Genomic DNA, 20,904 nt, shown 5'->3' with positions numbered 1-20,904 from the left:
GGATCAGGCCCTCCTGCAGACCGACCAGCGCGGTCGCGTGCGTCAGGTTCGGGAAGTACCCGATCCGGACCTCCGAGGCCGACAGCTTCTTGCCGCCGGCGGCCACGTTCGCCTGCTTCTCCTCGGCCTGGGACCCGTAGCCGCAGGAGGCGAGGACGCCGATCAGCAGCGGCAGGGCGGCCGCGGCGGCGAGGCCGCGGCGCAGGGTCTTGCTGGTGTTGCGGATGGCAGGCACGGGAGGACTTCCTCTCGCGACGTGGTCATCTCATGACGCACGTCTTCGTTCATGGAGCAAAGGCGGGTACGGCAGGTGGGGGGTGAGGGCGCGAAGGCGGGATGCCGCCGGCAATGGGGTCATCGCGCACATCGCGACACCCCTCCCTGGCCGCTGCCGAGGGCGCCGCTGCCCACGCGGCCGCCCTCCTTGGCGAAGGTCGCATAGAGATCGGCGGGCATGACCTAGAAGTCCCAGCCGTCTTCGTCGGCCTCGGCCGCCTCGTCGGCCGCCCGGTCCTTGGAGGCGAAGGACTCGCCCGCCATGCCCGCCGCCAGCGTGGTGCCGTCGGCGGGGTCGATCAGCAGGAAGGAACCGGTGCGGCGCGAGTCGGCGTACGCGTCGAGCGCGAGCGGCTCGGCGGTGCGGACGACGACGCGGCCGATGTCGTTGGCCACCAGCTGCCCGGGGTTCGGGTGCTGGGACAGGTCGTCCAGGGTCAGCCGCGAGGGGATCTCCTTGACGATGGCCTTGACCGTACGGGTCGTGTGCTTGATCAGCACGCGCGCACCCACGGCCAGCGGCTGGTCGGCCACGTGGCAGACCGTCGCCTCGACGTCCTGCGTGGTGGCCGGGGCGCTCGCCGACGGCGCGATCAGGTCGCCGCGCGAGATGTCGATGTCGTCCGCCAGACGCAGCGTCACCGACTGCGGGGCCCAGGCGATGTCCACGCTCTCGCCGAGCGCGTCGATGCCCACGATCGTGCTCGTACGGCCCGAGGGCAGCACGGTCACGGCTTCGCCGACGCGCAGTACGCCGGAGGCGATCTGGCCCGCGTAACCGCGGTAGTCGGGGTGCTCGGCGGACTGCGGACGGATCACGTACTGCACCGGGAAGCGTGCCGGGCAGGCGGTGAGGTCGTGGCTGACGGGCACGGTCTCCAGGTGCTCCAGCACCGTCGGGCCGCCGTACCAGTCCATGTTCGCGGACGGGTCCACCACGTTGTCACCGGCCAGCGCCGAGATCGGGATCGCGGTGATCTCCGGGACGCCCAGGTCCGAGGCGTACGCCGTGAACTCCTCGGCGATGGCCGCGAAGACGGACTCCTGGTAGCCGACGAGGTCCATCTTGTTGACGGCCAGGACCACGTGGGGGACGCGCAGCAGCGCCGCGACGGCGGCGTGCCGGCGGGTCTGCTCGATCACGCCGTTGCGGGCGTCGACCAGGACCACGGCCAGGTCGGCGGTGGAGGCGCCGGTGACCATGTTCCGGGTGTACTGCACGTGCCCCGGGGTGTCCGCGAGGATGAACCGGCGGCGCGCGGTGGCGAAGTAGCGGTACGCGACGTCGATGGTGATGCCCTGCTCACGCTCGGCCCGCAGGCCGTCGGTGAGCAGCGCGAGGTCGGGGGCTTCCTGGCCGCGGGCCTGGGAGACCGCCTCGACGGCCTCCATCTGGTCCGTCAGCACCGACTTGGAGTCGTGCAGCAGGCGGCCCACCAGGGTGGACTTGCCGTCGTCGACGGAACCGGCGGTCGCGAAGCGCAGCAGGGTGGTCGCCGACACATCGGCGAACTGCTCGGTGGTGCTGGTCATTTCTAGAAGTACCCTTCGCGCTTGCGGTCTTCCATCGCGGCCTCGGACATCTTGTCGTCGGCGCGGGTCGCGCCCCGCTCGGTGAGGCGGGAGACGGCGATTTCGGCGATCACGGCGTCCAGCGTGGCGGCGTCGGAGTCGACGGCACCGGTGCAGGACATGTCACCGACGGTGCGGTAGCGGATGAGACGCGTCTCGGGCGTCTCGTCCTCCTTCGGGCCGCCCCACTCGCCGGCGGTCAGCCACATGCCGTTGCGCAGGAAGACCTCGCGCTCGTGGGCGAAGTAGATCTCGGGCAGCTCGATGCCCTCGCGGGCGATGTACTGCCAGACGTCCAGCTCGGTCCAGTTCGAGAGCGGGAAGACGCGCACGTGCTCGCCCGGGGCGTGGCGGCCGTTGTAGAGCTGCCACAGCTCGGGGCGCTGCCGGCGCGGGTCCCACTGGGAGAACTCGTCGCGCAGGGAGAAGACGCGCTCCTTGGCGCGGGCCTTCTCCTCGTCGCGGCGGCCGCCGCCGAAGACGGCGTCGAACTTCAGCTGCTGGATCGCCTCGGTCAGCGGGACGGTCTGCAGCGGGTTGCGGGTGCCGTCCGGGCGCTCGCGCAGCTTGCCCGCGTCGATGTAGTCCTGGACGGACGCCACGTGCAGGCGCAGGCCGTGCTCGGCGACCGTGCGGTCGCGGTACTCGATGACCTCGGGGAAGTTGTGCCCGGTGTCGACGTGGAGCAGCGAGAAGGGCACCGGCGCCGGCGCGAACGCCTTCAGCGCCAGGTGCAGCATGACGATGGAGTCCTTGCCGCCGGAGAACAGGATCACCGGCTTCTCGAACTCGCCCGCCACCTCGCGGAAGATGTGCACGGCCTCGGACTCGAGGGCGTCGAGGTGCGACAGCGCGTAGGGCGCGTCGGCGTCGGACTCGGCGTGCACGTGTGCGGCGGTGGTCATGCCAGACCCCTCTCGGTGAGCAGCGCGTGCAGGGCCGAAGCCGACTCCTGCACGGTCTGCGTGTGCGACTCGATACGGAGGTCCGGGGAAGCCGGCGCCTCGTACGGGTCGTCGACCCCGGTCAGACCGGAGATCTCGCCCGCCGCCTGCTTGGCGTACAGGCCCTTCACGTCACGCTCGGAGCACACCTCGACCGGGGTGGCCACGTGCACTTCGAGGTAGTTCGTCCCGGTGCCCGCGTGGCGCTTCCGGACGGCCTCGCGGCTGTCCGCGAACGGCGCGATCACCGGCACCAGCGCCTTGACGCCGTTGCTCGCGAGCAGCTCGGCGACGAAGCCGATCCGCTGCACGTTGGTGTGCCGGTCCTCGCGGCTGAAGCCCAGTCCGGCGGAGAGGAACTCGCGGATCTCGTCACCGTCGAGCACCTCCACGCGGTGGCCCTCGGCGCGCAGCCGCTCGGCCAGCGCGTAGGCGATGGTGGTCTTGCCCGCGCTCGGCAGCCCGGTCAGCCATACGGTGGCGCCGTGGTCGCTCACGCTCATCTGCTCTGTCTCCGTAGGTTCTTCGCTGGTCGTCATCAGCCGTGCAGTCCGCACTCGGTCTTGCCCCGCCCGGCCCAGCGGCCGGCCCGCGCGTCCTCGCCCTCCGCCACGCGGCGGGTGCAGGGGGCGCAGCCGACGGAGGCGTAACCGTCCATCAGCAGCGGGTTGGTGAGCACGCCGTGCTCGGCGACGTACGCGTCGACGTCGTCCTGGGTCCAGCGGGCGATGGGCGAGATCTTGACCTTCTGCCGCTTCTCGTCCCAGCCGACCACCGGGGTGTTGGCCCGGGTCGGGGACTCGTCGCGGCGCAGGCCCGTCGCCCACGCCGTGTACGCGGTCAGGCCCTCTTCGAGGGGCTTGACCTTGCGCAGCGCGCAGCACAGGTCGGGGTCGCGGTCGTGCAGCTTCGGGCCGTACTGCGCGTCCTGCTCGGCCACCGTCTGGCGCGGGGTGAGCGTGATGACGTTGACGTCCATCACGGCCTCGACCGCGTCACGGGTGCCGATGGTCTCCTCGAAGTGGTAGCCGGTGTCGAGGAAGACCACGTCCACGCCGGGCATCGCCCGGGAGGCCAGGTGGGCGACGACCGCGTCCTCCATGGAGGAGGTCACGGCGAACTTCTTGCCGAAGGTCTCGGCCGCCCAGGTGAGGATCTCCAGCGCGGAGGCGTCCTCCAGGTCCCGGCCCGCCTGCTCGGCCAGTGCCTTGAGTTCCGCGGCCTTGAGACTCACGTCTTGAGTCGTGGTCATATCTCGTCCCCTCCAGCGGTGTCGGACTGAACGCCCCGGGCCAGCAGCCCGAGGTACTTCAGCTGGAAGGCTCGGTTGCAGGCCCTGCATTCCCAGGCGCCGTGGCCCGTCTCGTTCGGAAACAGGTCCTCGTCGCCGCAGTACGGGCAGTAGAACGGTGCGGCGCGCTCGCTCACGAGAGGTCCTCGTCCTTGGCGCGGCCGACCCAGGCGGCGAAGCGCTCGCCGTCCTCGCGCTGCTCCTCGAAGCGCGTGACGACCCGCTCGACGTAGTCCGGCAGACCGGCCGAGGTGACCTTGAGGCCGCGGACCTTGCGGCCGAAGCCGGCCTCCAGGCCGAGGGCGCCGCCCAGGTGGACCTGGTAGCCCTCCACCTGGTTGCCGTCGTCGTCCAGGACCAGCTGGCCCTTGAGACCGATGTCCGCCACCTGGATACGGGCGCAGGCGTTCGGGCAGCCGTTGATGTTGATGGTGAGCGGCTCGGCGAAGTCCGGCAGGCGGCGCTCCAGCTCGTCGATCAGCGAGGCGCCACGGCCCTTGGTCTCGACGATGGCCAGCTTGCAGAACTCGATGCCGGTGCAGGCCATCGTGCCGCGGCGGAACGGGGACGGCTTGACCCGCAGGTCCAGCGCCTCCAGGGCCTCGACGACCGAGTCGACCTTGTCGGCCTCGATGTCGAGGACGATCATCTTCTGCTCGGCGGTGGTGCGCAGGCGGCCGGAGCCGTGCTGCTCGGCGATGTCCGCGATCTTGGTCAGGGTGGCGCCGTCGACGCGGCCGACGCGGGGCGCGAAGCCGACGTAGAACTTGCCGTCCTGCTGCTGGTGGACGCCGACGTGGTCGCGCCACTGGCCGCTGGGCTGCTCGGGCGCGGGGCCGTCGGTCAGCTTGCGCTTCAGGTACTCGTCCTCCAGGACCTGGCGGAACTTGGCCGGACCCCAGTCGGCGACGAGGAACTTCAGGCGGGCGCGGGTGCGCAGGCGCCGGTAGCCGTAGTCGCGGAAGATCGAGATGACGCCCTCGTACACGTCCGGGACCTCGTCGAGCGAGACCCAGGTGCCGAGGCGGACACCGAGCTTGGGGTTGGTCGAGAGACCGCCGCCGACCCAGACGTCGAAGCCGGGGCCGTGCTCGGGGTGGTTCACGCCCACGAACGCGATGTCGTTGATCTCGTGCGCCACGTCGAGCAGCGGCGAGCCGGAGATCGCGGACTTGAACTTGCGGGGCAGGTTCGAGAAGTCCTTGTTGCCGACGATGCGGCGGTAGATCTCGTCGATGGCGGGGGTGCCGTCGATGATCTCGTCCTGGGCGATGCCGGCCACGGGCGAACCGAGGATGACACGGGGCGTGTCACCGCAGGCCTCGGTGGTGGACAGGCCGACGGCCTCCAGGCGGCGCCAGATCTCCGGGACGTCCTCGATCCGGATCCAGTGGTACTGCACGTTCTGGCGGTCGGTGAGGTCGGCGGTGCCGCGCGCGAACTCCTCCGAGATCTCGCCGATGACGCGGAGCTGCTCGGTGGTCAGCCGGCCGCCGTCGATGCGGACGCGCAGCATGAAGTACTTGTCGTCCAGCTCCTCCGGCTCCAGGATCGCGGTCTTGCCGCCGTCGATTCCGGGCTTGCGCTGGGTGTAGAGGCCCCACCAGCGCATACGGCCGCGCAGGTCGTTGGGGTCGATCGAGTCGAAGCCCGCCTTGGAGTAGATGTTCTCGATGCGCGTCCGCACATTGAGACCGTCGTCGTCCTTCTTGAACTGCTCGTTGCCGTTGAGGGGGGTGTGGTGTCCGACGGCCCACTGGCCCTCACCGCGGTGACGACCGGTCTTGCGGCGCGCGGCGGCTGCGGGAGCTGCGGCTGCGGGCGTTTCGGGGGTGGCGGCCATGGCGGTACGTCCTTCTTCGGCGGCTCAGGGCGGAGGGCAGGAGAGCAGGGGGTGGTAATGGAGTGGCCCCGGCACAGACTCTGACGACGCTGAGCGGGTGCGGCTGATCGCCGCGCCTTCGCCGGGGTGACCGGCGGGCAGGGCGGGGCGGTGTTCGGCCTTCAAGGGGCGGCGATGACCGACGCTTCCACGGCGACGATGCCGGGATTGCGGCGATGTGCGGCGGTTGCTGGTTCCGTCAGCACGCCGGACAGATGGCGCTGGACATGCGGCCGAGGTCGACGTGCCGCCGACTCACCAAGGCAATTCCAGCTCCATTCATGACGGAAGCGTGTCATGGGGCGATTGGAGGAGTCCACTAGTGTCCATTATCCGGACGAAGTCGTCCCGGATCGTGGGACGAGTGACGGGGGTCACTCCCCGGACGGCTCCTCGCCGGAAAGCCGGACGCAAGGAAACGGCCCCCAGGCTCCCTGAAAGCCGAGGACACCGCAACGGCGGTGTCCGAGCTCACGAGGGCGACGGCATGACACCGGAGGTACTCGTTCCCGCACCGCCGGCCCTGGGGACGGCGGGGCTCCCGGAGGCGGACCGCGAGGCCGGGGACCCCCTCGACCCCGTCCCCTCGTCGCCCGGGCCCTCCTCGCCTACCCGGCTCGCAGACCGCTCGGCGCCCGCACACTGCTGGAGCAGCTGGTGCGGGACGCGGTCGGGCGCACCGGTCAGGTCTCCCGGCTGTCGCCGCACCTGGCCGCCCTCGGTGTCGACGAGCAGGCCGCGGCGGGGGAGGACGGCCCCGGGCGGACGGGAGACGACGAGCCGGGCGAGTCCCGGACCTACCGGTCCGGCCGCCGCAGGCCCTCGGAGGAGGAGCCCGAGCGGAACGTGGCGATCGGAGGCGTCACGACCGCCCTCCCGACCGGCGGGCCCGTCGTCGGGGTACTGCTGTGGCTAGACCCCCGAGCCCGGCCACGGACCCGGGGTCGGGGTGGGGACCTTCTCGGAGGTCTCCGTGTCGAAGACCTTGAAGCCGCGGCGCCGGTAGTTGTCCATCGCCGTGGGGCCGTCCTCGCTGCACGTGTGGAGCCAGACCCGTCGGGTCGGTTCCCGGTCCGGCCAGCGGGACGCCAGGTCCCACGCCCGGGCGACGCCCACCGACAGCAGGTGCCCGCCTATCCGGCGGCCCCGGAAGTCGGGGAGCAGGCCGAAGTACACGATCTCCACCACGCCGTCGTCCTGCGGGTCGAGTTCCACGTACCCGGCCGGCGTTCCGCGGTCGTACGCCACCCACGTCTCCACCCCGGGCCTCCCGAGGTGCTCCACCCACTGCGCGCGGGTCAGACCGAGCCGGTCCGTCCAGTGGATGTCGCCGCCCACGGAGGCGTAGAGGAAACGGCTGAACTCCGGGGAGGGGACTTCCGACCGTGAGACGGTGATCTCGGAACCCGGGACGACGGCTTCGACCAGATCGTCCGGCGCGTTCATTTCGAGGGACCAGGTGGTGAGGGTGACGGTGCTCATGCACCTCAGGGAATCACATCCCCCAGCCCTCGACGGAGGGACCTTCGGCCCCCTTTCTTCCCAGCCGCGCCCGGATCACCGACGGCGCCGTGGAGTGCGGGAGCAGCGCGGCCGGGTCCTGCGGACGGATCAGCTCCACTTCCACGTCCGGCGCGAAGCGGTACGGCCGGTGGGTCAGCACGCCCGCCAGGTGACGGCGTACCCGGGACATCTCCGCCCGTACCGTCACCGTACGGGTGGGATCCCCGAACAGCTCCGCCGCCAGCTCCGCCGCGGAGCACCCGCGCGGGTTCTCCGCCAGCAGGAACAGCAGCTCCGCGTGGCGGGGGCTCAGCTCCTGCGTCCAGCTCCCGGCGGCCCCGTACACCGTCGCCGAGCAGGCGGCACCCGCCCGGCCGAGGTCGAGGGCGACCCGGGTGGCGGCGGTCTTCGTACGGTCCTCCGCGATCCGCAGCAGCCAGCCGCCGGGCAGTGGCTCCACCACGCAGCCGCCGAGCTGCGGCACCCACACCCGGCCCGGCCCGAAGTCCTTCGGCAGCGGGATCCGCTCCGCAGGCACGATGCCCGTGACGGCGGCCGTCCAGCCGTGCGGGTCGACGGCCAGCGCCCGCCCCGGCAGCCGGGCCAGCAGCGGCGCGGCCACCGCCCGCAGCCGCTCCAGCGATTCCAGGTGCCGGACCCGCAGCTCCCGCTCCGCGAGCCGGGCCACCGAACTCACCCACGCCAGGGTCGCCGGGTGCATGGTGGCCAGCGGCCCGCTGACGTCGACCACGCCCAGCAGGCGCCCGTCGCGCGGGTCCCGTACGGGCGCCCCCGCGCAGGTCCACTCGTGGTGGCTGGAGACGAAGTGCTCCGCCGAGAACACCTGCACGGGCCGCCGGGCCACGAGCGCCGTGCCGACCCCGTTGGTGCCGACCACGGCCTCGTCCCAGTCGGCCCCCACCGCGAAGCCGAGCCGGTCCGCCTTGCGCAGGATGGAGGAGTGGCCCTCCCGCCACAGCAGCCGCCCGTCCGCGTCGGCGACGACCATGATGTGCAGGGCCTCGTCCAGGGCCGGCAGCAGCCCTTCCCTGAGCACCGGCAGGATCTCCCGCAGCGGCGAGCCGTGCCGCCGCTCCTCGGTCTCGGCGACCGAGAGCATCCGCGAGCGCGCGTCCCGGTCCGGATGCACCCCGCCGGCCATCATCCGGCGCCAGGACTCCGCGATCTCCGGTCTCGGCGGGGCCGGCGGCCTGGCCCCGGCCAGCGCGGCCTCCCGTACCCCCTTGAGCAGACGTGCGGCCTCCCGCGCGTCCATGGCCGAGATGCGTGCGGCGTCGACCGCGCCGCCCGTGGTATTCACCACCGGAACCTCCCCGTCGAACAGGTTCTGCCGAGCGAGCCGCCCGTGGTCCCGGGCCGCCGTTTCCCCCGGCACCCGAAGGACGACTGTCGCACCAAGGGTTGCAACCCCGTGCAACTCTCGCCAAGTCCCGTTCGGTCGACCGAAACTGTCCGGACGCCGCCAGACGGCGTGGCAGCTCCTCCTCGGGGCTCTCCCGGACCAGAGGTGGCGCCGAGTCGGCGCGGCGCCACCTCTGGTTCCGGTCAACGGGCCCGGATCCCGGCTCGGAACGGTTTGGGGACCGTACGCGGGAGCCCGGCGGCTCCCTCCTAGCCCGCGATCCGCGCCCGTTCCACGACCGCGCCGAGGGCGAGGCCGTGCGGCAGCGTGCCGAAGGCCGCGCCCCAGTCGCCTCCCAGCCGGGAGGCGCAGAAGGCGTCCGCCACCTCGGGCGGCGCCCACCTCACCAGCAGCGAACCCTGGAGCACGAGCGCCATGCGCTCCACGACCCGGCGGGCCCGGGCCTCGATCCCCTCCAGGTCGGCGAGCTCAGTGAGGAGGTCCTTGATGGCCGAATCCAGCCGGTGGTCGGCGCCCCGGGCCAGGCCGATCTCCTGGAGGAAGGCGGCGAGGGCCTGAGGCTCGCGCTGGAGGGCGCGGAGCACGTCGAGGGCCTGGACGTTGCCCGAGCCCTCCCAGACGGAGTTCAGCGGGGACTCGCGCAGCAGCCGCGGGAGCCCGGACTCCTCGACGTAGCCGTTGCCGCCCAGGCACTCCAAGGCCTCCGCCACCATCGGCGTACAGCGCTTGGTCACCCAGTACTTCGCCACGGGCACCGCGAGGCGCAGGAAGGCCTTCTCCTGTTCGGTGGTCGCGTCGTAGGCGGCCGCGAGGCGCAGCACGAGGGTGGTGGCCGCCTCCGACTCCAGGGCGAGGTCCGCGAGCACGTTGCGCATCAGCGGCTGCTTGATGAGCGGCGCTCCGAAAGCGGAGCGGTGCTCCGCATGGTGAACGGCCTGCGTGAGCGCCTGCCGCATCAGCGAGGCCGAGCCGATCGCGCAGTCCAGCCGGGTCGCCGCGACCATCTCGATGATGGTTCGGACCCCCCGGCCCTCCTCGCCGACCCGCCGCGCCCAGGTCCCGTCGAACTCCACCTCGCTCGACGCGTTCGACTTGTTGCCCAGCTTGTCCTTCAGCCGTTGGATCGCGAACGCGTTGCGCGTCCCGTCCGGCAGCACTCGCGGCACCAGGAAGCAGCTCAGCCCGCCCGGAGCCTGCCCCAGGACCAGGAACCCGTCGCTCATCGGGGCCGAGCAGAACCACTTGTGCCCGGTCAGCAGGTACTCGCCGGACGCGTCCAGGGGCTTCGCCGCCGTCGTGTTCGCCCGTACGTCGCTGCCGCCCTGCTTCTCCGTCATCCCCATGCCGAAGAGCACCCCGCCCTTCTCGGCGGCCGGCCGCAGCCCCTCCTCGTACACGTGCGAGGTCAGCCGGGGCTCCCACTCGGCCGCGAGCTCCGGGTCGGTCCGCAGCGCCGGGACGGCGGCGTGCGTCATCGAGACCGGGCAGCCGTGACCCGCCTCGGCCTGTGACCAGACGAAGAACCCGGCGGCGCGGCGCAGGTGCCCGGCCGGGCGGCCCCAGGCGTCGGTGAGCCCGGAGGTCACGGCGTGCCCGAGCAGCCGGTGCCAGGCCGGGTGGAACTCCACCTCGTCGATCCGGTTGCCGTACCGGTCGTGCGTGCGCAGCTTCGGAGGGTTCTCGTTCGCCTGCGCACCCCACTCCTGGGCCTGCGCCGAGCCGGCGGCCCGCCCGAGCGCGGTGAGCTCCTCCCGTACCTCGGCGAGGAGTTCGGGCTCCGCGGAGGCGAGGTGGCGCTCGACGCCCTCGGTGAGCGCCCGGTCGCCTCCGTAGACGTCGTGGCCCACGAGGGGCGGGGCCTGGTTGGTGACTGTGTGGGTGGTGGCTGCCATGCGGATACCGTAAGGACGTGCAGCCAGCAAAAGAAAGCTTCGAGCGGATCCCGGGACGCCCGGGACGGCTCCACCGGGCCCGCGCCCTCTACCGCAACGTGTCGAAGCGGAAGATGGGCTGGCTGCTGCTGAAGGACACCGTCAATTCGTGCATCGAGTACCGGATCCTCGGGCTCGCGGCCGAGGCGGCCTTCTTCACGCTCCTCTCGCTGCCGCCGCTCTTCCTCGGCCTGCTGGGCCTGCTCGGCTACGTGGACGGCTGGACGAACACCCAGTCGGTGCAGAGCATCGAGGAGAACATCCTGAACGCGGTCGGCACCGTCCTCTCGGACCGGGGCGTCAACGAGATCGCGAGACCGATGCTGGACGACGTCACCAGGAGCGGCCGCCCGGACCTGATCTCCCTCGGCTTCGCCATCGCCCTGTGGTCGGGTTCGCGCGCCGTCAACGTCTTCATCGACACCATCACCGTGATGTACGGCCTCGACGGGCAGCGCGGCATCGTCAAGACCCGGCTGCTGGCCTTCCTGCTGTACGTGGTCGCGCTGCTGATCGGGGCCATCGTGCTGCCGCTGATGGTGGTGGGGCCCGACGCGGTGGTGCGGCTGGTGCCCTGGGGCACGGACGTGATCGCGATCCTCTACTGGCCGACGGTCACCCTGCTGTCCATCGTCTTCCTGACGACGCTCTACCACGTGTCGGTGCCGGTGCGCTCGCCGTGGATCGAGGACGTGCCGGGCGCGCTGGTCGCCCTGGCGATGTGGGTGCTGGGCTCGTTCCTGCTGCGCATCTACCTCACGAACACGGTGGAGGGCCCCACGATCTACGGCTCCCTGGCCGCCCCCGTGGCGGTGCTGCTGTGGATCGGCATCTCCGCCTTCGCCGTGCTGGTGGGCGCCGCGGTCAACGCAGCCATCGACCGGGTCTGGCCCTCGGTGGCCACGGCCGCGGCGCGCGAGGCGAACGAGCGGGCCCGGGAAGCGGAAGCCGCCCAGCTGATCGCGCGGGCCGCCGCCTGGCGGGCCCTGGCCGAGGGCGAATCGGAGGACGACGAGGACGGTGGCGCCATGCCGTCGGAGTTCCCCGAGCGCTGGTCGAAGTTCCTGCCGCCGGAGGACTACTCCTCGCGCCTGCGCAAGCACTGAGCGGCCAGGACCGCAGGCCCGGCCGGGTCCCGGGCCGCTCAGTGCTCAGCCCTTGGACCAGACGACGAGCCGGCCGCTCACCGTCGGGCTGTACTCCTTGCTGGTCTCCTCGACGAGGGCCATGGCCACGGAGCCCCGGTCGGTGACGGAGCACAGGGCGGCGCCCTTCACGATGCCGCGTCCCTGGGCGTCGGAGCCGCCGAGCTGCACGGGCCCGAAGCCTGTTCCCGCGGCCGCCCGGCAGTTCTCGAAGGTCTGGGCCTGTCCCGCGCGCAGCACCCCGACCTGCCGGCCGGTGGTCGTCATCAGCTTCACGTACGTCGGCGCGTCGCCGGTGTTCCCGCAACCGAAGGACTCCGGCCGGTACTCCAGCTCCATGGCGGCGGTCTGTTCCGCCGTGGCCCCCTTCCCCGTGGACTGCACCTTCACGGAGGTGGACACCCCGGCGTCCAGGTCGACCAGCTGTGTCTCCCCGCACGGTGGAGGCGCGATGCCCCACCGGCCCTGCTGGGTCTGGTAGCCGGCGGGGGCCGTCAGATCCGGACCGCTGCCCGACGGACTGGGAGAAGCCGAGGACGGACCGGGCAGGGGTGCGACCTTCGTCCCGGACCCCGACGGCGAGGGGGAGGAGGCCGACGGGGAGGGTTGCGGCGACGACGGGCCGGCCGTCGCGGTGGCCGCGCCGCTCGCGCCGGACGGCGTCGCGGTGTCGTTCTTCGCCGAGGTGGCGAACAGCGTCGCCACCGTCCCCACCACCGGGACGACGATCCCGATGACCCACCAGGCCCAGCGCGGCGGGTGGCCGGAGGGCGCGGGGGCCGGCGCGGGGGTGGTGTACGGCGCGTACGGCGGTGGGCTCGGCGGCTCGGTCGGCCTCGGCGGAACTCTCCCCGGATCGGGCTGCCCGACTGTGTCCGTCACTTCTCAACTCCCCCTGGTGCCAACGGATGCGGAGACCTTACCGCCCGCTGATCTCCGGGGATGGCCTGGTGTGGAGGGACGTACCAGGAAGCGCCGTCGCGGGCCGTGCCCGGGGCCGTGTTGTGGCGGGCCGGGGGCGGCGGTGTCGTGCTGCCCGACGGGTGCATGGACCTGCTCTGGGTGGACGGGCGGCTGCTGGTCGCCGAGCCCGACACCGGACCGCACCCCGCCGGGGAGGTCTCGGGGCGGGCCTTCGCCGGGATCCGGTTCGCACCCGGGGCCGCGCCCGCGCTGCTCGGCGTACCGGCGCACGTGCTGCGCGACCGGCGCGTCGACCTCGCCGACCTGTGGCCCCGGCCGGAGGTCCGGCGCCTGACGGGGCTGGTGGCGGGGTACGGGGACCCCCGAGCGGGGCTCGAAGCGGTGGCCGCCGCCCGCGCGGCCGGGGCGGGGGCGCCCGACGGCTTCGCCGCCGAGGTGACGGCCCGGCTCCGCGCGGGGGAGACGGTGGCCGGGATCGCGGCCGCGCTCGGCGTGGGGGAGCGGCGGCTGCACCGGCGCTCCCTCGACGTTTTCGGGTACGGGCCCCGCACCCTCGGCCGGATCCTGCGGCTGCGGCACGCCCTGGCCCTGGCCCGCTCGGGGACGGCGTACGCCGAGGTCGCCCACATCGCCGGCTACGCCGACCAGGCGCACCTCGCCGGGGAGGTGAGCGCCGGCCGGGACGACGCTGAGCGCCTACGCCGGACCGGCCGGCGCGAAGAGCGAGACCCCGCAGCCGTCCGGGTCGAGGACCACGGCGTAGCGCTGGCCCCAGAAGGCGTCCCAGGGCTTGAGGTGCCCGGTGTATCCGGCCTCCGTCAACTCGGCGTATACCGCGTCCACCTCGGCGGGTGAGTCGCACAGGAATGCCAGTCCCACGCGGCCGTCGCCGTCGGGGCGGGTCCACGACGGGTCGAAGGACCGCATGGTCGCCTCCGTGTCCCAGCCGATCCGCAACCCGCCGGGACCCGCGGCCTCGACGTGCGGCTCCCCGTCGGCGTCGGCGGGGATCTCCAGGCCGAGGCGGCGGTAGAAGGCGAGCGAGGCGGCCATGTCGGAGACGACGATGCCGATCATGTCGAGTCGAGGAGTCATGGGGCCAGGCTAGGACCGGCCGGCCGGGGAGTCTTGAACGAATCGGACACGGGTCGAGGATTGACGGACCGTCAGTTCGATGGGCAACGTGTACGGGGAAGCCGATCCGAGTCCCGGGCGGTCCCGTGCCACCGCCCCGCGGCCTCCCCGGCAGCTCGTCGTGGAGGCCCTCGGAGCCCTACCGAAGGGACGCGACGCATGATCCCCGCCGGCGAAGTCGACCTGCTCGAGGACACCTGGTCCCGCGAGGTCCCGCACGAGCAGTTCACCCGGCTGCGCCGCGAGGACCCCGTGCACTGGCACGAGATGCCCGGCCCCCACGAGGGCTTCTACGCCGTCACCCGGCACGCCGACGTCAAGGCGGTCAGCCGCGACCCGGAGCTCTGGTCCACGGAACTCGGCTCCTTCATGGTCCGCGACCAGAGCCCCGAGTCCCTGGAGTCCCTGCGCCTGGTCCTGCTCGGCATGGACGCGCCCCGCCACTCCCGCTACCGCGCGCTGGTCAGTGCCGGATTCACGCCCCGGGTCGTGCGCCGGCTCGCCGTCCGGATCGGCGAACGGGCGGCCGCGCTGGTGGAGAGGGCCGTCACCCCCGGCCGGGACATGGACTTCGTGGACGAGGTCGCGGCGTGGCTGCCGATCCAGACGATCTGCGAGATGGTCGGCATACCGGCCGGCGACGAACGGCTGATCTTCGACTGGAGCAACCGGATGGCCGGCGCCCAGGACCCGGAGCTCTCGGCGGGCAAGCACGACAGCGACCTCGCGGCCGCCGAGATCTACGCCTACTGCGACGCCCTGACCGCGCAGCGGCGGGCGCACCCGCGCGAGGACATCCTCTCGACCCTGGTCCACGCGGAGGTGGGCGGCGACCGCCTCACGCAGCACGAGATCAACATGTTCTTCGTGCTGCTCTGCGTCGCGGGCAACGAGACCACGCGCAACCTGCTCTCCCACACCGTGCTGGCCCTCGCCGGACACCCCGGCGCCCGCGCCGAACTCGCCGCGTCCCCGCAGGACGAGGCGCTGTGGAACTCGGCCACGGAGGAGTTCCTCCGGTGGGGCGGATCGATCCACAACTTCCGGCGCACCGCCACCCGCGACACCGTCCTGCGCGGCCGCCCGATCGCCGCCGGTCAGAAGGTGGTCACGTACTACACCTCCGCCAACCGGGACGAGGACGTCTTCGAGGCCCCCTTCACCTTCGACATCCGTCGCACCCCGAACGAGCACCTCGCCTTCGGCGGAGGCGGCCCCCACTTCTGTCTCGGCGCGGGCCTGGCCCGTACGCAGATCAAGGCGCTCGTCCGCGAACTGCTGCTGCGCCACCCCGACTTCGTCCTGGCCGGTGAAGTGCGCCGACTGCGCTCGGACTTCATCAACGGCATCAAACACCTGCCGGTGCGCTTCGGTTAGGTCGTCTCTTTCGGATCTTGCCGGGCGGCGCGGGCCAGGCGAGATCCGGAAGGGACGGCCTGGCCGCGCTCTCAGTGCGGCGCCCGGCGCGCGGCCGCCACGGCGCACGCAGCCGCCAGCGGAAGCTCGGCCGCCAACGCCAGCAGCAGGGCCGTCCCCTGCTCGGAGGTCCCGGCCGAGGTCGTCACGTCGAACCAGGCGTCCATCACCAGCAGCGCGGCCGTCGCGGCGGCCACCGGCGAGGCCCGGGGGTCGCGTTTGCGCAGCAGGGCCCCGGTGCCGGTCAGCCCGGCGGCCAGCATCAGGTCCAGGCCGATCCACGCCGTGGACCAGTTGGAGACCTCGGTGGTCTGCGGCAGGGTCTTCGCCAGGACGAGCATCCACGGGACCAGCGCCATCCCCGCCCCCGTGAGCACCGTCGCGAGGCGGGGCGCGCGCCGGCGGCCGGGGAAGGGGCGGGCGCCGAGCTGCCGGGTGCGGAACTGCGGGGCGACGAGCGTCATGGCTTCCGGGTCTCCTCACGGTCCGGCGGTCCGTCCGCCGGGCACGCCCCCAGCCTCGTCCGCCGGACCGCGAAGATCAGTAGCACCACCGTCCGAACCGGGGGTGGTGCCAGGTACACCCCCACCCGGGTGCCGGCGTGATGGCAACCCTCCGACCAGTGCGATTACCGTACGGGGCATGGCACTTCGCGGCGCGCTGAGGCGTACGTACACCTGGACCGCGGCGCACGCACCGTGGTCGGCGTGGGCCCGGCGCAACACCGCCTTCACCGCGGCCGCGATCCCGGTGGCGCTGCCCGCGCTCCTCGCCCTGGCGTACGCGGTCGTACCGCCCGGGCACAGCCCCGTCGCGCTCCTCCTGCTGTTCGCCCTCAGCCCGCTGCTCACCACCCTCCAGCGCAGCCGCTTCTGGACCCTGCTCGACCTCGACGTGCCCGAGGTGGCGCGCGAGGAGCGCTGGTGGAGACCGCGCGGGCTCCTCGAACGGATGCGCTCCGAGGCGACCTGGCGCCAGTACGGCTACCACCTCGTCGTCAGCCCGCTCGTCGCGGCGGCCGGTGCGCTGGTGGTGCTGGCCTGGGGCGCCGGTGTCGCGGGCACCACCCTGTACGCGTGGGACTGGGCCCTGCCGTACCCGGACCGGAGCCTGAGCCCCGAGCTGATCACCGTGGCCGGTGTCCTCCTGCTGCTCTGCGCACCCTGGCTGGCCGCGCTCACCACCCGTGTCGACGCCTTCGCGGCGGCCGCCCTCCTCGGCCCCAACCGTTCCCGCGAGTTGGAGCGCCGCGTCGAGGACCTCGCCGAGAGCAGGGCCGGCGTCCTGGACGCGGCGGACCTCGAACGCCGCCGCATCGAAAGGGACCTGCACGACGGAGCCCAGCAGCGCCTCGTCGCACTCGCCATGAACCTGGGCATCGCCCGCGCCACCCTGACCGACCTGCCGCCCGAGGCCAGGGCCGTCATCGACGAGGCCCACCGCGAGGCCAAGGAGGCAATCGAGGAGCTGAGCAACCTGGTACGGGGCCTGCACCCGGCCGTACTGGAGGACCGCGGGCTGGACGCGGCGCTCTCCGGGATCGCGGCCCGGGCCCCGTTCCCCGTCGAGCTGACCGTGGACATGGGCACCCGGCCGGGCCCCACCGTGGAGGCCGTCGCCTACTTCGTGGTGTCCGAGGCCCTGGCCAACGTCGCCAAACACGCCCGCGCCGCCCACTGTTCGGTGCGCGTGGAGCGCGCCGGGGGCCGGACCGGCGAGCGACTGCGCATCACCGTCACCGACGACGGGGTCGGCGGAGCCGATCCGGCGCACGGCACCGGCCTGGTGGGCCTGCGCAAGCGCGTAGGGTCGGTCGACGGAACCATCAAGATCACCAGTCCCATCGGGGGACCGACCGACATCACCGTGGAGCTGCCGTGCGCGCCGTGATCGCCGAGGACTCCGTCCTGCTGCGCGTGGGACTCGTCAAAGTCCTCGACATGGCCGGGTTCGACGTGGCCGCCGAGACCGGCGACGCCGAGTCGCTGCTCGCCGCCGTCGAGGAACACCGCCCCCAACTGGCCCTGGTCGACGTACGGATGCCACCGGGCTTCACCGACGAGGGGGTACGCGCCGCTCTGGTGATCCGCCGTCAGTACCCCGACACCGCCGTGCTGCTGCTCTCCCAGTTCGTGGAGGAACGCTACGCCGCCGATCTGCTGGCCACCCGCAGCGGCGCCGGCATCGGCTACCTGCTCAAGCAACGGGTGGCCGACGTCGAGGAGTTCGTCGACGCGCTGCGCCGCGTCGCCGCCGGCGGCACCGCTCTCGACCCCCAGGTCGTCGCCCAGCTCCTGCTGCGCCGCGGTGGCGGCCCGGACCCCCTGGAGCGGCTCACCCCGCGCGAGCGGGAGGTCCTCGCCCTGATGGCGGAGGGCCGTTCCAACGCGGGCATCGCCACCGAACTCGTCGTCAGCGAGAGCGCGGTGGCCAAACACATCAACAGCATCTTCACCAAGCTCGACCTGCCGCCGGCCGACGGCGACCACCGCCGGGTCCTCGCCGTCCTGCGCTTCCTGGACGGCACGCCGTGACGGCGTCCGACGCGCCGGACGCCGCGGACCCGCGGCCGACCGGCCGGCCACGGCGCAGGCACCGCCGGACCTGGATCGCGGTGGCGCTGCTCGGGACCCTCCTGGTGCTGCTGCCGACCGCCTGGCAGACGTGGTCGCTCGGAGCCGTACGCAGCGAAGTCCTGGCGGGCGGCGGCGACGGCCGCCCGGTGAGCGCGCTGGAGATCCTGGGCGGCGACGCCGACATCACCGTCACCCCCCGCGGGGACCGGCAGGTCGGCTACCGGGCCGAGGTCGCCTGGTCGGTCGGCAGGCCCTCCGTCGAGACCAGCCGGCTCGGCGACGCCCTGCGGCTGACCCCACACTGCCCCGGCGCCGACTCCTGGCGGGTCGTCGCCGCCGGCTGCTCGGTCAAGCTGGCGGTGACCGTGCCCGCCGGGATCCCCGTGAAGGTGACGGCCCGCTCCGGCCGGGTGTCCCTGACGGGCCTGGGCGGAACCGTCGACGCGGAGGTCGACTCCGGCCGTCTGGAGATCAACGGCCTGCGCGGAGCCCTGCGCGCGAGGGTGGACTCGGGCCGCCTGACCGCCGCCGACCTCACCTCACCCCAGATCGACGTCCGGGTCGGCTCGGGCCGCGCCGCGGTCACCGCCATCGCCCCGCCGGAGCAGGTCGTCGGCAAGGTCGGTTCCGGCCGCCTGGCCGTCGTCGTGCCCGTGGCGACCACGTTCCGCACCACCTGCGAGGCCGGCAGCGGCCGCTGCGAGGTCCCGGACGGCCTCCGCGACGGAACCTCACCGAGGACCCTCGACATGGAAGCGGGCTCGGGCCGAGCACAGGCCCTGTACGGGCCGTGACCGCTCACGACGCCGACGGGTCCGCCGGCGGCAGGTGCCGGTAGACCGTGGCGCGGGAGACCCCCAGGGCGGCGGCGATCAGTGCGGCACCGCTCCCGGCGGCGTGCATGCGGCGCGCGGTCTCGATCATGGCCGTGCTCATCGCGGCGGGCCGCCCCCGACGGCTCCGGGGCGGCGCCGGGGGCTCGGCGGCCGGCTCGGCCGTACCGTCCAGGAGGCGGTGCACGCCGTCCAACACGGCCGCGCGCAGCGCCTCGACCGGGGCGTCGGCGAACAGCAGCACCGGGTCCGAGAGCATCGCCACGGCCTGCGCGGCCCGCACCCGCTCCGCCAGACCGGGATCGGCCCCGGCCACCAGCGCGTTGGCCCGCAGCATGGCGTCCCGGAAGCGCGCGAAGGCGGGCCCGGGGGTGGCCAGGGCCATGTCCTGGAGGTTCAGCCGGAGCAGGTAGCGGTGCTTCAGCCACACGTCGAGCATCCCCTCGATGGCCGCCCAGCGGGCCCGTCCCGGCCCCGCGGCGGCGGCGTTCGCCATCGCCGCCGCGAGATCGCCCAGCATCGGCTCCACGAGCGCGCCCAGGATGTCGACCTTGCCGGGGAAGTGGTAGAGCACCGCGGCCTTGGTGACGCCGACCCGCTCCGCGATCTCCCGCAGCGAGGTCTCGTGGAATCCACGGACCCCGAACAGCTCCATGGAGGCGCCCAGGATCCGCCGCCGCGTCCGCGACGTCTCATGAACCAATGTCTCGTAATCCGTCTCGGAATTACTGTTCTCAGCGCGTTTCACGCCGAACACCGTATCTCCTTGCCTGAGTTGTGGACAGATGCCTACAGTCACGCCTGACCGACGGTAAGCAGGAGGGGATGTCGTGGACGACAGGACCGTACTGATCTCCGGAGCCGGGATCGCCGGCCCGACGCTGGCCTACTGGCTGGCCCGGCACGGCTTCCGGCCGACCGTGGTGGAACTCGCGACGGGCGTCCGCTCCAGCGGCAGCCCCGTGGACGTCCGGGGACCGGCGGTGGAGGTCGCCGAACGGATGGGCATCGCCGAACGGTTGCGCGAGGCGGGCACCGATGTGACGGACCTGTGGTTCGTCGACGCCGCGGGGCGGCGCACGGGCGGACTCCCCCTGAGTGCGGTCACCGGCGTGGCCGCGGGCGCCCGCGACATCGAGATCGGCCGGGGCGACCTCGCCGCGATCCTCCACCGACAGGCGGCCCCGCACGCCGAGTTCCTCTTCGGCGACTCCATCACCGCCATCGAGCAGGACGAGCACGGAGCGGACGTCACCTTCCGGCACGCGCCACCGCGCCGCTTCGGCCTCGTCATCGGCGCGGACGGCCACCACTCGGGCGTCCGCGGGCTGGTCTTCGGGCCCGAGAGCCGGTTCGTCACCCATGCCGGCCTCTACGTCGCCACCCTGCCCCTCGGCATCCCCGCGCCCCGGCCCCGCACCGTCGTCGCGCACAACACCCCCGGTCGGATGGCCGCCGTACACCCCCGCCGCGGCGACTCCCTCGCCTTCTTCGCCTACCGCTCCGCCCCCGTACCGGAGTCGGACCACCGGGACACCGACGGCCACAAGCGGCTGCTCCTCGACGCGTACGAGGGGGGCGGCTGGCGGATCCCCGAACTGCTGGACCGTGTACGGGCCGCCCGGGACCTGTACTTCGACGCCGTCGGCAAGGTGCGCATGGACCGGTGGTCGCACGGCCGCGTCACACTGCTCGGGGACGCGGCCTCCTCGGTGTCCCTGTTCGGGGACGGCAGCACCCTGGCCATGGCGGGCGCCCACACCCTGGCCGAGGAACTGGCGGCGAGCCCCGAGGACCACGCGGCCGCCTTCCGCCGCTACGAGCGGCGCCACCGCACCCTCGTGGAACCCAAGCAGCGCGGGGTGGAGCGGGCCGCGGCCATGCTGGTCCCGGCGACGCGCACGGGGATCGTCGCGCGGGACCTGGCGAGCCGGGCGTGGTCGGCCGGAAAAAGAATTGGCAACGGCGCGAGGGGCCTTGTTACGGTGGGGCAGTTCCCGCCGAGGACGGACGGGGGCACATCCAGCACGTGATCGATCCGGAGGTGAGTTCATTGATGACTGTCGTCACGCAGGGCGCTGCCCGCACTCAGA

Annotated in this window: 20 protein-coding genes and 2 pseudogenes; 7 read left to right on the top strand and 15 right to left on the bottom strand. The window is 72.8% G+C overall.

Annotated features, from left to right (window positions below):
- From ACFYYJ_RS12265 to ACFYYJ_RS12215, 11 genes and pseudogenes are all read right to left on the bottom strand, one after another.
- Positions 1-235, bottom strand: a pseudogene (locus ACFYYJ_RS12265) (sulfate ABC transporter substrate-binding protein); the annotation flags it as partial.
- A 224-nt stretch (positions 236-459) separates the two neighbouring features.
- Positions 460-1,809 (bottom strand): sulfate adenylyltransferase subunit 1, encoded by a 1,350-nt coding sequence (locus tag ACFYYJ_RS12260; RefSeq protein ID WP_385121209.1) that lies wholly within the window; start codon positions 1,807-1,809, stop codon positions 460-462.
- Between the two features lie 2 nt (positions 1,810-1,811).
- Positions 1,812-2,753, bottom strand: coding sequence for a sulfate adenylyltransferase subunit CysD (gene cysD / locus ACFYYJ_RS12255; protein WP_385121211.1), 942 nt, complete (start codon positions 2,751-2,753; stop codon positions 1,812-1,814).
- Positions 2,750-3,295, bottom strand: coding sequence for an adenylyl-sulfate kinase (cysC, locus tag ACFYYJ_RS12250; protein WP_385121213.1), 546 nt, complete (start codon positions 3,293-3,295; stop codon positions 2,750-2,752). Before cysC ends, cysD begins: the two co-directional genes overlap by 4 nt.
- Before the next feature lie 35 nt (positions 3,296-3,330).
- Positions 3,331-4,044: a phosphoadenylyl-sulfate reductase gene (locus tag ACFYYJ_RS12245; protein ID WP_385362387.1), complete on the bottom strand. Its 714-nt coding sequence runs from the start codon at positions 4,042-4,044 to the stop codon at positions 3,331-3,333.
- Positions 4,041-4,220, bottom strand: a complete 180-nt coding sequence (locus ACFYYJ_RS12240; protein WP_007267254.1) for a hypothetical protein — start codon at positions 4,218-4,220, stop codon at positions 4,041-4,043. The genes ACFYYJ_RS12245 and ACFYYJ_RS12240 overlap by 4 nt, the downstream gene beginning before the upstream one ends.
- Complete coding sequence (locus tag ACFYYJ_RS12235) at positions 4,217-5,926, bottom strand: nitrite/sulfite reductase (protein ID WP_385362385.1); 1,710 nt, start codon at positions 5,924-5,926, stop codon at positions 4,217-4,219. Before ACFYYJ_RS12235 ends, ACFYYJ_RS12240 begins: the two co-directional genes overlap by 4 nt.
- Positions 5,927-6,164: 238 nt before the next feature.
- Positions 6,165-6,248, bottom strand: a complete 84-nt coding sequence (locus tag ACFYYJ_RS12230; protein ID WP_310942095.1) for a putative leader peptide — start codon at positions 6,246-6,248, stop codon at positions 6,165-6,167.
- Positions 6,249-6,877: 629 nt separating this feature from the next.
- Positions 6,878-7,447 (bottom strand): GNAT family N-acetyltransferase, encoded by a 570-nt coding sequence (locus ACFYYJ_RS12225; protein WP_385121221.1) that lies wholly within the window; start codon positions 7,445-7,447, stop codon positions 6,878-6,880.
- 13 nt (positions 7,448-7,460) lie between these two features.
- Entirely contained in the window at positions 7,461-8,744 is a 1,284-nt protein-coding gene (locus ACFYYJ_RS12220) for a GAF domain-containing protein (RefSeq protein ID WP_389131371.1), read from the bottom strand.
- Positions 8,745-9,100: 356 nt separating this feature from the next.
- Positions 9,101-10,744, bottom strand: coding sequence for an acyl-CoA dehydrogenase family protein (locus ACFYYJ_RS12215; RefSeq protein ID WP_389131319.1), 1,644 nt, complete (start codon positions 10,742-10,744; stop codon positions 9,101-9,103).
- A gap of 17 nt (positions 10,745-10,761) precedes the next feature.
- Here ACFYYJ_RS12215 and ACFYYJ_RS12210 point away from each other — a divergent pair, with 17 nt between their 5' ends.
- The gene (locus ACFYYJ_RS12210) at positions 10,762-11,889 is read left to right on the top strand and encodes a YihY/virulence factor BrkB family protein (protein ID WP_385121227.1); all 1,128 of its coding nucleotides are present in this window, start codon (positions 10,762-10,764) and stop codon (positions 11,887-11,889) included.
- Between the two features lie 45 nt (positions 11,890-11,934).
- On the opposite strand, the gene ACFYYJ_RS12205 is transcribed toward ACFYYJ_RS12210, so the two are convergent.
- Positions 11,935-12,810: a hypothetical protein gene (locus tag ACFYYJ_RS12205; protein WP_389131315.1), complete on the bottom strand. Its 876-nt coding sequence runs from the start codon at positions 12,808-12,810 to the stop codon at positions 11,935-11,937.
- 60 nt (positions 12,811-12,870) lie between these two features.
- Between ACFYYJ_RS12205 and ACFYYJ_RS12200 the strand changes: the two are divergent.
- A pseudogene (locus ACFYYJ_RS12200) lies at positions 12,871-13,615 on the top strand (helix-turn-helix domain-containing protein).
- On the opposite strand, the gene ACFYYJ_RS12195 reads toward ACFYYJ_RS12200, so the two are convergent.
- Positions 13,549-13,947: a VOC family protein gene (locus ACFYYJ_RS12195; RefSeq protein WP_385121233.1), complete on the bottom strand. Its 399-nt coding sequence runs from the start codon at positions 13,945-13,947 to the stop codon at positions 13,549-13,551. The pseudogene ACFYYJ_RS12200 and the gene ACFYYJ_RS12195 sit on opposite strands and share 67 nt — an antisense overlap.
- A gap of 198 nt (positions 13,948-14,145) precedes the next feature.
- On the opposite strand from ACFYYJ_RS12195, the gene ACFYYJ_RS12190 reads away from it, so the two are divergent.
- Positions 14,146-15,363, top strand: a complete 1,218-nt coding sequence (locus ACFYYJ_RS12190; RefSeq protein WP_389131312.1) for a cytochrome P450 — start codon at positions 14,146-14,148, stop codon at positions 15,361-15,363.
- Between the two features lie 71 nt (positions 15,364-15,434).
- On the opposite strand, the gene ACFYYJ_RS12185 is transcribed toward ACFYYJ_RS12190, so the two are convergent.
- Positions 15,435-15,866 carry a hypothetical protein gene (locus ACFYYJ_RS12185; RefSeq protein WP_385121238.1) on the bottom strand — a complete coding sequence of 144 codons (432 nt, stop codon included), beginning with the start codon at positions 15,864-15,866 and terminating at the stop codon, positions 15,435-15,437.
- Positions 15,867-16,044: 178 nt separating this feature from the next.
- Between ACFYYJ_RS12185 and ACFYYJ_RS12180 the strand changes: the two genes are divergently transcribed.
- The 3 genes from ACFYYJ_RS12180 to ACFYYJ_RS12170 are packed head-to-tail and all read left to right on the top strand — an operon-like array spanning position 16,045 to position 18,772.
- Positions 16,045-17,292 (top strand): histidine kinase, encoded by a 1,248-nt coding sequence (locus ACFYYJ_RS12180; RefSeq protein ID WP_389131308.1) that lies wholly within the window; start codon positions 16,045-16,047, stop codon positions 17,290-17,292.
- Positions 17,280-17,936 carry a LuxR C-terminal-related transcriptional regulator gene (locus tag ACFYYJ_RS12175; protein ID WP_384592199.1) on the top strand — a complete coding sequence of 219 codons (657 nt, stop codon included), beginning with the start codon at positions 17,280-17,282 and terminating at the stop codon, positions 17,934-17,936. Before ACFYYJ_RS12180 ends, ACFYYJ_RS12175 begins: the two co-directional genes overlap by 13 nt.
- Positions 17,933-18,772: a hypothetical protein gene (locus ACFYYJ_RS12170; RefSeq protein WP_385121242.1), complete on the top strand. Its 840-nt coding sequence runs from the start codon at positions 17,933-17,935 to the stop codon at positions 18,770-18,772. Before ACFYYJ_RS12175 ends, ACFYYJ_RS12170 begins: the two co-directional genes overlap by 4 nt.
- Before the next feature lie 4 nt (positions 18,773-18,776).
- Here ACFYYJ_RS12170 and ACFYYJ_RS12165 read toward each other — a convergent pair whose 3' ends face one another.
- Positions 18,777-19,559, bottom strand: coding sequence for a TetR family transcriptional regulator (locus ACFYYJ_RS12165; RefSeq protein ID WP_389131304.1), 783 nt, complete (start codon positions 19,557-19,559; stop codon positions 18,777-18,779).
- Between the two features lie 82 nt (positions 19,560-19,641).
- Here ACFYYJ_RS12165 and ACFYYJ_RS12160 point away from each other — a divergent pair, with 82 nt between their 5' ends.
- Positions 19,642-20,844 carry an FAD-dependent monooxygenase gene (locus ACFYYJ_RS12160; RefSeq protein ID WP_389131302.1) on the top strand — a complete coding sequence of 401 codons (1,203 nt, stop codon included), beginning with the start codon at positions 19,642-19,644 and terminating at the stop codon, positions 20,842-20,844.
- The last annotated feature ends 60 nt before the right edge of the window (positions 20,845-20,904 follow it).

Source organism: Streptomyces sp. NPDC002467 (assembly GCF_042889825.1).
Taxonomy (GTDB): domain Bacteria; phylum Actinomycetota; class Actinomycetes; order Streptomycetales; family Streptomycetaceae; genus Streptomyces.
This window is presented reverse-complemented; position numbering and strand designations above follow the sequence as displayed.

Bases quoted from the DNA above. Each gene is read 5' to 3' on its own strand.
- ACFYYJ_RS12260 (WP_385121209.1), bottom strand. From the start codon at position 1,809: ATGACCAGCACCACCGAGCAGTTCGCCGATGTGTCGGCGACCACCCTG.
- cysD (WP_385121211.1), bottom strand. From the start codon at position 2,753: ATGACCACCGCCGCACACGTGCACGCCGAGTCCGACGCCGACGCGCCC.
- cysC (WP_385121213.1), bottom strand. From the start codon at position 3,295: ATGAGCGTGAGCGACCACGGCGCCACCGTATGGCTGACCGGGCTGCCG.
- ACFYYJ_RS12245 (WP_385362387.1), bottom strand. From the start codon at position 4,044: ATGACCACGACTCAAGACGTGAGTCTCAAGGCCGCGGAACTCAAGGCA.
- ACFYYJ_RS12235 (WP_385362385.1), bottom strand. From the start codon at position 5,926: ATGGCCGCCACCCCCGAAACGCCCGCAGCCGCAGCTCCCGCAGCCGCC.
- ACFYYJ_RS12230 (WP_310942095.1), bottom strand. From the start codon at position 6,248: ATGAATGGAGCTGGAATTGCCTTGGTGAGTCGGCGGCACGTCGACCTC.
- ACFYYJ_RS12225 (WP_385121221.1), bottom strand. From the start codon at position 7,447: ATGAGCACCGTCACCCTCACCACCTGGTCCCTCGAAATGAACGCGCCG.
- ACFYYJ_RS12220 (WP_389131371.1), bottom strand. From the start codon at position 8,744: ATGGACGCGCGGGAGGCCGCACGTCTGCTCAAGGGGGTACGGGAGGCC.
- ACFYYJ_RS12215 (WP_389131319.1), bottom strand. From the start codon at position 10,744: ATGGCAGCCACCACCCACACAGTCACCAACCAGGCCCCGCCCCTCGTG.
- ACFYYJ_RS12195 (WP_385121233.1), bottom strand. From the start codon at position 13,947: ATGACTCCTCGACTCGACATGATCGGCATCGTCGTCTCCGACATGGCC.
- ACFYYJ_RS12190 (WP_389131312.1), top strand. From the start codon at position 14,146: ATGATCCCCGCCGGCGAAGTCGACCTGCTCGAGGACACCTGGTCCCGC.
- ACFYYJ_RS12185 (WP_385121238.1), bottom strand. From the start codon at position 15,866: ATGACGCTCGTCGCCCCGCAGTTCCGCACCCGGCAGCTCGGCGCCCGC.
- ACFYYJ_RS12180 (WP_389131308.1), top strand. From the start codon at position 16,045: ATGGCACTTCGCGGCGCGCTGAGGCGTACGTACACCTGGACCGCGGCG.